Annotated in this window: 6 protein-coding genes and 2 pseudogenes; 3 read left to right on the forward strand and 5 right to left on the reverse strand. The window is 64.1% G+C overall.

Going from position 1 to position 9,356, the window contains the following annotated elements:
* The 3 genes and pseudogenes from ACLHHB_RS05700 to ACLHHB_RS05710 all read right to left on the reverse strand — a co-directional run.
* Window positions 1–869 (reverse strand): phosphopyruvate hydratase (locus ACLHHB_RS05700; RefSeq protein ID WP_410217319.1); only part of this gene is annotated, 869 nt, incomplete at its 3' end.
* 67 nt (window positions 870–936) lie between these two features.
* A complete protein-coding gene (locus tag ACLHHB_RS05705; protein ID WP_410217320.1) occupies window positions 937–1,617 on the reverse strand; it encodes an endonuclease/exonuclease/phosphatase family protein in 681 nt (226 codons plus the stop codon).
* 76 nt (window positions 1,618–1,693) lie between these two features.
* Window positions 1,694–3,093 (reverse strand): annotated as a pseudogene (locus tag ACLHHB_RS05710) (protein adenylyltransferase SelO).
* Between the two features lie 109 nt (window positions 3,094–3,202).
* Between ACLHHB_RS05710 and obgE the strand changes: the two are divergent.
* The gene (gene obgE / locus ACLHHB_RS05715; RefSeq protein ID WP_410217321.1) at window positions 3,203–4,234 is read left to right on the forward strand and encodes a GTPase ObgE; all 1,032 of its coding nucleotides are present in this window, start codon (window positions 3,203–3,205) and stop codon (window positions 4,232–4,234) included.
* A complete protein-coding gene (proB, locus tag ACLHHB_RS05720; protein WP_410217322.1) occupies window positions 4,222–5,337 on the forward strand; it encodes a glutamate 5-kinase in 1,116 nt (371 codons plus the stop codon). The genes obgE and proB overlap by 13 nt, the downstream gene beginning before the upstream one ends.
* A 66-nt stretch (window positions 5,338–5,403) precedes the next feature.
* Here proB and ACLHHB_RS05725 read toward each other — a convergent pair whose 3' ends face one another.
* Together ACLHHB_RS05725 and pepN are read right to left on the reverse strand one after the other, a co-directional pair.
* Window positions 5,404–6,315 (reverse strand): 1-acyl-sn-glycerol-3-phosphate acyltransferase, encoded by a 912-nt coding sequence (locus tag ACLHHB_RS05725; RefSeq protein WP_410217323.1) that lies wholly within the window; start codon window positions 6,313–6,315, stop codon window positions 5,404–5,406.
* A gap of 20 nt (window positions 6,316–6,335) precedes the next feature.
* Complete coding sequence (gene pepN, locus ACLHHB_RS05730; RefSeq protein ID WP_410217324.1) at window positions 6,336–8,909, reverse strand: aminopeptidase N; 2,574 nt, start codon at window positions 8,907–8,909, stop codon at window positions 6,336–6,338.
* A 184-nt stretch (window positions 8,910–9,093) separates the two neighbouring features.
* Between pepN and ACLHHB_RS05735 the strand changes: the two are divergent.
* Window positions 9,094–9,356: pseudogene (locus ACLHHB_RS05735) on the forward strand (hypothetical protein); the annotation flags it as partial.

The raw sequence follows: 9,356 nt of genomic DNA on the forward strand, positions 1-9,356 counted from the left end.
TACCCCATCGCCTCGATCGAGGACGGGATGGGGTAGTTGGAGGCGAGATCGGTCAGGAAGTCCGCCATCTCCTCGGGCGACAGTGTCTTGCCCTCGCTTTCCATGCGGTAGGCGCCGTCCTTGTAATATTCGGTCGCGGCGCAATCGAGCGCGAGCACGACGTCGTCGCCCGGCCGGTAGCCCGCCTCCTCGACCGACTTCATAATGAAGTCGAGCGCGTCGCGGGTCGAGGCGAGGTCGGGCGCGAAGCCGCCCTCGTCGCCCACCGCCGTCGAGAGCCCGGCATCGTGCAGCCGCTTCTTCAGCGTGTGGAAGATTTCCGAGCCGCAGCGCACCGCCTCGCACAGGCTGTCGGCGCCGACCGGCATCACCATGAATTCCTGGAAGTCGATCGAATTGTCGGCATGTTCGCCGCCATTGATGATGTTCATCATCGGCACCGGCAGGATGCGCGCGGCCGTGCCGCCGACATAGCGGTAAAGCGGCTGGTTGGTGGCATCGGCGGCTGCCTTGGCCACAGCCATGGACACGCCGAGGATTGCGTTTGCCCCAAGGCGGCCCTTGTTCGGCGTGCCGTCCAGTTCGCACATCATCGCGTCGATGGCGCGCTGTTCGGTCGAATCCTCGCCGATCAGGTTTTCAGCGATCTCGCCGTTGACGGCCGCGACCGCTTCCAGCACGCCCTTGCCCAAGTATCGGGCCTTGTCGCCGTCGCGCTTTTCGACCGCCTCATGCGCGCCGGTCGAGGCGCCCGATGGCACGGCAGCCCGTCCCATCGTGCCGTCTTCCAGAGTCACGTCCACCTCGACGGTCGGGTTGCCCCGGCTGTCCAGGATCTCGCGTGCGAAAATGTCGATGATGACAGTCATGAAGGCCCTCCGTTGCTGCGTTGCGGTCTTCATACCCGCCCGATGTCCCGCCCGAAAGTCGCAATCTTCACGGCAGCTTGATCCTTGCCCAGATCGGCAGGTGATCGGAGGCATCCCGCGCACCGGCCTGGGCGAAGACGCCGGTTTCGATCAGGTCTAGGTGGCGCGAGACGGCCATTCGGTCCAGCCGCAACTGGGGCAGGGGCGCGGGATAGGAAGGGCCGGGCGCAATGACCCGAAACCCCTCCAGCGACTCCAGTCCGCGGTCATCGCGCCATTCGTTGAAATCGCCCATCATCACGATGTTGTCCTGCCCGATACGGGCAGCCTGCGCCGTGATCCGGGCCAGTTGCGCGCGTCGCGACGACCGTGCCAGCCCCAGATGCACACCGATCACCGTCAAGCCCGGCAGGCGCAGTGCCACGGCGCCGCGCGGTTCCAGCCCCGGCAGGGGCAGGCGACGCAGCGTGGCCTGTTCAGCCAGGTGCGGGCGCATCAGGATGGTCTGGCCGTGCCAGCCAAGGCTGCTTTCGGTTGTTCCGGTGATCTGTGCGGGCACCAGCCCAGTTTCCGTCTGGATCAGCTTGCGCGGCAAGGCTTCGGGCCGGACACCGTATCGGAAATCGACCTCCTGCAGGGCAATGATATCCGGGTCCAGTGCACGGATGACTGCCAGGTTGCGCAAGGGCGCATGTGGGCCGGTCATTCCGCGACATTTATGCAGGTTGTAGCTGGCAAGTTTCAGCATGGGTCCCTTTCGACCTGATCGCGGGCGATCTTGGCGACAAATGCGCGGCCCGCAAGCCGCACATCGCATAACCGCGTCAGGTGCCGCAGAACGTCTGCCGGACGATCTGGTCGGGATAAGGGGCGTGGGACAGGTCTGCCCAATCGTCGCGCAATTCACGTGGATGGGTGATGGCTGCGAACAGGCGCTCGAACGGCTGCAGGTCGCCTGCCACTGCAGAGGCGATGACCTCCTCCACGCGATGATTGCGGGGGATCCGGCGCGGGTTGGCCTGCGCCATGACATTCGTGTCCGGCGACAATGTCTGCCAGTCGCGCGTCCACGCATCAAAGGTCTCACGGTCCGTGAATTCATCCCGTGCCGTGCCGTCCGAAAGCCCTGCAAAGACGCGGGTGAAATCAGCCCGCTGCTGCGCCATCAGTTCCAGCAGACGCTCGATCAGTGCCTGGTTCGAGGCACCCTCGATCCCCAGCTTGGCACCAAAGCGCCGCAGCCACGCCGCCTGATAGAGTGGCGTAAACCGGTGAACCGATTCCGTGGCGGCATCGACGGCGGCACCTTCTTCCCCCATCAGGGGAATCAGGCAGGTTGCGAACTGGGCCAGGTTCCAGACGGCGATCTGCGGCTGATTGGCCCAAGCATAGCGTCCCGTGCGGTCGATCGAGGAAAACACAGTATCCGGATGATAAACATCCATGAAGGCACAAGGACCGTAATCGATCGTTTCGCCCGAAATCGCCATGTTGTCGGTGTTCATGACGCCGTGGATGAAGCCCAGCGCCATCCAGTGCGCAATGGTTTCCGCCTGACGCGCAACCACCTGGTCCAAGAGGGCCAGCGGGCTGTCAGCGTCAGGATAATGCCGTGCAATGACATGATCGCACAGCGCGGCCAATGCGTCCTTGCGGTCCCGGACGGCGAAATACTGAAACGTGCCCACACGGATATGGCTTGAGGCCACGCGTGTCAGGACCGCGCCCGGCAGCGCCCCCTGTTCGCGCCAGACATCGTCGCCCGTCGCCACTGCCGCCAGCGCGCGGGTCGTGGGAACATTCATCGCGCCATGAACTCGCTGACCAGGTATTCGCGCAGGACCGGCCCCATCCAGGCGCGACCGTCCCCCCGGCGCGAGAATGGTGTCGGCCCCGAGCCCTTCAACTGCAGATCGAAGCGCGCGCCATCGGGTGTCACGACCTCGCCCAGAAGAACGGCGCGGCCGTCTCCCAGTTGAGGAACAAATCCGCCGAACTGATGCCCCGCATAGGCTTGGGCAATGGGTTCGGCCCCTTCGGGCACGGCATTGCCCGCCAGCATGGCCACGCCATCGGGCGAGGCAAGGGCAGTCGCATCCAAGCCAAGGCGATCCGCCAGCGGCGTGTTCAGCGCCAGCAGTCTGGGGGTGCTGACAGGGGTTGGATCGACCCGGGCAAAGAAGCCTTGGGGCATGCGGGCATAGCTGTTGTCGAAACGGATCATCGCACTCTCCTTTCGCCTTACATAAGAAGCCGCTGGCGCTTTGCCAGTCCGCGACCCTTGCGCGGACTGGCGCAAAAGCGTATCGGCTGACGGCAAAAGGAGCCTTCTGATGAAATTTCTGGACCTCGCCAAAGTCTATATCCGCTCGGGCGGTGGTGGCGCGGGCTGCGTGTCCTTCCGGCGCGAGAAGTTCATCGAATATGGCGGCCCCGATGGCGGTGACGGCGGTCGTGGCGGCGATGTCTGGGCCGAAGCGGTCGAAGGGCTGAACACCCTGATCGATTTCCGCTACCAGCAGCATTTCTTTGCCAAGTCCGGCCAGCACGGCATGGGCAGCCAGATGACAGGCAAGTCCGGCGACGACATCGTGCTGCGCGTTCCCGTGGGCACCGAGATCCTCGATGAGGATGAGGAAACGGTCATTGCCGACCTGACCGAAACCGGGCAGCGGGTTCTGCTGGCCAAGGGCGGCAATGGCGGTTGGGGCAACCTGCACTTCAAGACATCGACCAACCGGTCGCCTCGCAATGCCAATCCCGGTCAGGAAGGGGTGGAGCGCACCATCTGGCTGCGACTGAAGCTGATCGCCGACGGCGGCCTGGTTGGTTTGCCGAATGCCGGCAAGTCCACCTTCCTGGCCGCCGTCTCGAATGCTCGGCCCAAGATCGCCGATTATCCGTTCACCACCCTGCACCCGAACCTGGGGGTCGTGGGCGTGGACGGGCGTGAATTCGTGATGGCCGACATTCCGGGCCTGATCGAGGGCGCACACGAAGGCCGTGGCATCGGGGACCGCTTTCTGGGGCATATCGAGCGTTGCGCCGTGCTGCTGCATCTGGTGGACGGCACGTCCGAAGATGTCGCCGGAGACGCGCGCACCATCCTGACCGAGCTTGCCGCCTATTCGCCGGTCCTGATGGAAAAACCGCGGGTCACTGTCCTGAACAAGGTCGACGCACTGGACGAGGAAACGATTGCCGAACGGCGCGCTGCGCTCGAGGCTGAACTGGGGCTGCCGGTCATGCTGATGTCGGGCGTTTCGCGCACCGGCGTGACCGAAGTTCTGCGCGCCCTTTGGACGCAGATCGAGCCGACCCGCGCGCCCGCAAATGGCGGGGCCGAGGACCCATGGCAGCCCTGATCCCGCCGTCGCTGACGACCGCGCGCAGGCTGGTCGTCAAGATCGGGTCTGCCCTGCTTGTGGGCCCCGAGGGTCTTCGCGGCGAGTGGCTGCGTGCCTTGTGTGACGATGTGGCGGCTTGGCGCGCGCGTGGCTGCGACGTGGTTCTGGTCAGTTCCGGATCAATCGCGCTTGGTCGCCGGGTTCTGGGTCTGTCGTCAGGTGCCCTGCCGCTGGAACAGGCACAGGCTGCCGCGGCTGTTGGGCAGATCCGGCTGGCCCGCGCCTACGAGGAGGCGCTGGCGCCCCATGGCGTCACGACCGCACAAGTGCTGCTGACGCTGGAGGACAGCGCCGACCGGCGTCGCTATCTGAACAGCCGTGCGACCATGCAGACGCTGCTGGGCCTGGGCGTCGTGCCCATCGTGAACGAGAACGATACCGTCGCCACCGATGAGATCCGCTTTGGCGACAATGACAGGCTGGCCGCGCAGATTGCCGTGACCTGCGGGGCGGACCAGCTGCTGCTGCTGTCGGATGTGGATGGGCTTTATACCAGCAACCCGAAGACAGACCCGACGGCCCGCCACCTGCCGGTGATCGAGGCGATCACGCCCCGGATCGAGGCAATGGGTGGCGACCCTGTCTCGGGCCTGTCAAAGGGTGGCATGAAGACCAAGCTGATGGCTGCACGGACGGCCGTGACGGGCGGATGCGCCATGGCCATCGCCGAAGGATCGGTGCTTCGGCCGCTGACAGCCGTAGCCGAGGGGGCACGCACCAGTTGGTTCCTGCCGGAGGCCGATCCGCAACTGGCGCGGAAGCGCTGGATCGCGGCCATGAAACCCAAGGGCGTTCTGGTCATCGATGCAGGCGCAGCACATGCCCTGTGTCAGGGAAAGTCCTTGTTGCCCGCCGGGGTGACACTGGTCGAGGGAGCGTTTGGGCGGGGTGATCCGGTGGTGATACAAGCCTTGGACGGCCAGCGTTTGGCGACCGGACTTGCGCGCTATACCGCCGACGAGGCCCGACAGATAGCCGGCCATCGCAGCGCCCAGATCGAGACGATCTTGGGCTATGCCGGTCGCGCCGCCCTTGTGCACCGCGATGACATGGCACTCTGATCCCTTATCGCCGGCATGACAGCGTGATGCGCGTCCGGGAACCGGTCCCGGACGTCATGCATCCGCTTATCCGCTGACAGGTTTGCGGCGCCCCACCAGTCTGGCCGGACCACGGTCGCGGCTGAACTGCGCGGCCCCCTTGCCCGGAGCAGGAAGGTCCAGAACCCTATCCCGGAGAACCGCGATCGCGTCCTCGCTGCCTCTGGGAAGATCGGCGGCAGAGATCGGCGCGCCGATGGTCACGCGATAGGGCTGACGGGTCTTGTTCAGCACCTCGTTGAACAAGGTCACGTCGCGCAGGGTCGGGTGGATGCGGTCGAACAGGTAGAACAGCGCCGAGTTCCTGGCCCGGATCCGCAGCGGAATGACGGGAACGTCGAATTTCCGTGCAATCATCGCCGCACTGGCCATCCACGGGCGTTCGTGAAGGGTCAGGCCGCGGCGCTTGGCCAGCCGTCCTGAAGGAAAGATCAGGCCGATCCGACCGGCCGCCAGCGCGTCTCGGGTATAATCCATGGTCGCGCGGGTCTTGGCATGGCTGCGCTTTTCCACGCGCCATTCGACAGGCGCGATCATCTCGATCATCTGGGGCAGGACACGGATCATGTCGTGATTGGCATAGATGAACAGATCGTCGCGCAGCTGGGAAATGACCGCATTCAGGAAGATGCCATCCGCTATTCCCGTCGGATGGTTGGCCACGATCAACGCGGGGCCGGTCGCGGGCAGGTGCTCCAGCCCCTCGACCCGCAGATCCTGGACGATCATCTCGGACATGCGGCGAAAAATCTCGGCCGGAGGCAGATCGCGGAATTCGGCGCCGAGATCGACGGTCCGGGGATAGCGCAACAGGTACATCATCGCCCATTTCGCCAACTGATGGTGAGGGCGTCCTGAAAAGAGCCAGGGCGCCCGTTCCGCGATCAGCGGGTCGAGACGCAGTTGCATCTCGGTGCGGGCCTCTTCGGTTGCGGCCATGATCTTCCCCCCGTCGCCGGTCAATTCCCGGCCGCGATCATGCGCGAAACCATCTCGCGCATGTTCCGGCTCAAACCCTCCAGACCGGCGATACGTTCCAGCGCGTCCAATGCCTTCGCACGGCGGCCCTTGTCGTACCGCGGCCAAGTCTCGAACGCGGTCGACATCCGCGCGGCAATTTGTGGATTGGCTGCATCCATGCGCATCAGCCAGTCCGCGGTGAAATCATAGCCCGAACCATCCGGCGCGTGGAAGCCCGCATGGTTAACGGCCAGCGCGCCAAGCAGTGCCCTGAAACGATTTGGGTTTTTCCAGTCGAAGTCCGGACGCTCGGCCAATTGTCGCGCAACGCGAACGGCATCGCGGGGTGGGGCGGCCGTGACCTGGATGCCGAACCACTTGTCCATGACCAGGCGGTTGCCGCCGAACTCTTCCAGCAGGATCTGCAGCTCTTCCGCACCTTTCCCAAGACGCAAAAGGACGGTCAAGGCTGCCATGCGTTCGGTCATGTTGGTCGCGGTGCCGAACAGCACCTGTGCCCGCTGCCCGCCGTCAATGCGGCCCAAGAGGCCAAGGACCGCCGTTCGCAAGGATCTGCGCGCTGCCGCATCGGCATCCGGTGAATAAAGGCCGGTGACCGCCATGGCATCATAGATTGCCGAAAGGGCGGCCTGATGGGTCTGGGCAATCCGTCCGGCAAGATGGTTGCGCGCGGCATGGATCGCATCCGGATCAGGAACCGCGCCCGAGGCCGCAAGCCGGGTCGCGATCTCTTCCTCTCCCGGCAGGTTCAGGCAAAGCGCGCGGAACGCGGGATCGGCGCCATCATCGGTCACGGTTGCACCGATCGCCGCGATGAAATCCTCGCCCGCGTCCTGCCCTTGGGACAGCTGGATCAAGGCCGACAGGGCCAGTTCCCGTCCGGCTTCCCATCGGGCAAAGGGATCCGTGTCATGCGCCAGCAGGAAGGCGCGTGTCGTGTCGTCCATCTCTCGGCGCAGCATCACTGGCGCCGAAAAGCCGCGCAGGGCTGAAACAACCGGACGTGCGCCGAGACCGGCAAAGACAAAGCTCTGGTGGTCGTCGACCATCTCCAGGATCCGGGTCGATGCGACCTCGTCGCCGTTCGGCCCGATCAGCCCGACAGCGATGGGGATCACGCGCGCCGGCTTGTCCGGTTGACCGGGAGTCGGTGGCGTCGTTTGCGTGAAGTGGAGGGTCAGGGTGCCGTCCTGCCATTCTTCACGCAACTCGAGGATTGGTGTTCCCGCGTCGGTATACCAGCGCTTGAACTGGGAAAGGTCGCGTCCCGTGGCATCTTCGAAGACCTTCAGCCAGTCCTCGATCGTCGCCGCGTCACCGTCATGCCGTTCGAAGTAAAGGTCCAGCGCCTTGGCATATCCTTCGTCACCCACAAGACGCTTAAGCATCCCGATGACCTCGGCTCCCTTTTCATAGACGGTAGCGGTGTAGAAATTGTTGATCTCTTCGTAGCGGTCGGGACGCGGAGGATGCGCCAAGGGGCCCTGGTCCTCTCGGAACTGGCGGGCACGGAGAGCCTGCACATCCTCGATCCGCTTCACGGCGGCGCTGCGCAGGTTGCTGGTGAACTGCTGGTCCCGAAAGACAGTTAGTCCTTCCTTCAGGCACAGCTGGAACCAGTCGCGGCAGGTGATCCGGTTTCCGGTCCAATTGTGAAAATATTCATGCGCGATGACCGCCTCGATCCGCTCGTAGTCTGTATCGGTGGCCGTATCGGGCGAGGCCAGGACAAGCTTCGAGTTGAAGATGTTCAACCCCTTGTTCTCCATGGCGCCCATGTTGAAATCATCGACGGCGACGATGTTGAAAACATCCAGGTCGTATTCCCGGCCATAGACGTCCTCGTCCCATTTCATCGACTTGATCAGCGATTCCAAGGCAAATCCGGCGCGATCCTGATCTCCGGGGCGGACCCAGACGTTCAACGCCACATCACGCCCCGAACGCGTGACGAAACGGTCGCTGACGGCCACAAGATCGCCCGCGACGAGGGCGAAGAGATAAGACGGCTTGGGCCAAGGGTCATGCCATTCCGCCACGCCCGCCTGCGAGGATACCGGGTTTCCGTTCGACAGCAGCACACGTTCGTCGCTGCGGATCGTGACGCGAAACGTGGTCATCACATCGGGACGATCGGGATAGAAGGTGATGTGGCGAAAGCCCTCGGCCTCGCACTGGGTGCAGAAGATCCCGCCGGACAGGTACAACCCCTCGAAGGCAGTGTTGTCCTGGGGGTCGATGGCCACTTCGGTTGCAAGCGTAAATCCGCCGGTTGGCAGGGCGGGGGCCGCGATGGTCAGGCGTTCGTCATCGCGCGTCACATAGGCGGGGTCGGGGGTCTGTCCGTCGATCGTCAGGCTCAGCAGGCGCAGGCCATGACCGCCGTCCAGAACCAGATCTTCAGGCCCTCCACGCGGTGACAGGTCCAGTTCCGCCTTCACGCGTGTATCGCGGGGCGCCAAGGTGACATCCAGCCGCGTCTGCGACAGCGTGAACGGGTAAGGGCGATAGTCGGCAAGGTATTGGACGGGCTGAGCTTTCGGCGATGACATCAGGCAGCGGCCTTTTCTGAAAAATGCGGCAGGGGCCGGAACCCGCGCCTCTAACTTGGTGTTAATCGCCTGAAAGCCGGGTCGCAAGTCAGGCTGGCAGAGCGTACGGTTGACAGCACCCCACGACTGAACCACTGCTTTGCGACCTAACCCTGTCAAAAGACAGCCTGAATTGGAGGCCTGCATGAGCTATGATCCCAACGACCCGAACCGGCCGAAGCCCGGTGCCCCCGAGCATCGCGAGACCTATGTCGAGCCGGTCGAGCGTCGGTCTTCTGCGCTTCCGCTGATCATCGGCGTGCTTCTTGCCTTGGCGCTGGCCTATTTCGTGCTGCAGCGCTTCATGACGGATGACACAGTGACCGTCGATGGCGACACGACCACCGTGACGACCACGGAAACCGAGGCTGCCGATCCGGCCCCGGCAAACACGACGATCGTGACGAC

This window comes from Paracoccus sp. (in: a-proteobacteria), from assembly GCF_046462195.1.
Lineage (GTDB): Bacteria > Pseudomonadota > Alphaproteobacteria > Rhodobacterales > Rhodobacteraceae > Paracoccus.